Origin of the sequence: Campylobacter coli LMG 9860 (assembly GCF_000254135.1) — a bacterium.
In the GTDB taxonomy this organism is placed as follows: Bacteria; Campylobacterota; Campylobacteria; order Campylobacterales; family Campylobacteraceae; genus Campylobacter_D; species Campylobacter_D coli.
In genome coordinates this window covers 1-274 of the sequence record NZ_AINS01000174.1, presented here as the reverse complement: position 1 = coordinate 274, position 274 = coordinate 1, and the positions used below count along the sequence as shown (strand labels likewise).

The 274-nt window shown below is 28.1% G+C and carries 2 protein-coding genes; both read right to left on the bottom strand.

From position 1 onward, the window contains the following. A partial coding sequence (locus CCO88_RS10785; protein WP_002782559.1) for a hypothetical protein occupies positions 1 to 107 on the bottom strand: 107 nt, incomplete at its 3' end. Positions 108 to 203: 96 nt separating this feature from the next. Then, positions 204 to 274, bottom strand: a 71-nt coding sequence (locus CCO88_RS11100; protein ID WP_420170065.1) for a hypothetical protein, incomplete at its 5' end; no start/stop codon positions are given.

Below are 274 nucleotides of genomic sequence, written 5' to 3'. Positions count from 1 at the left end.
AGACCTGAACTAAGTCTGCTTAAAGAAGCATCTAAACTTTTACTATTTAAATCAGCGCTTGCTTTTGCATTTAAAGCTGCAACATTGGTGTTAATACGAAATCCCATTTTAAATCCTTTTAAAAAAATTCAAGCTCATCCATGAACTTGTTAAATGCTATATCGTGCAATCAAAAAAATATTTTATACTTTAGCAATAAAATTTCATACTTTTGACAAAGACTTGTATTTTTGTTCTAACTTTTCTACAAAATAAAGCAACCATTCATGATAAG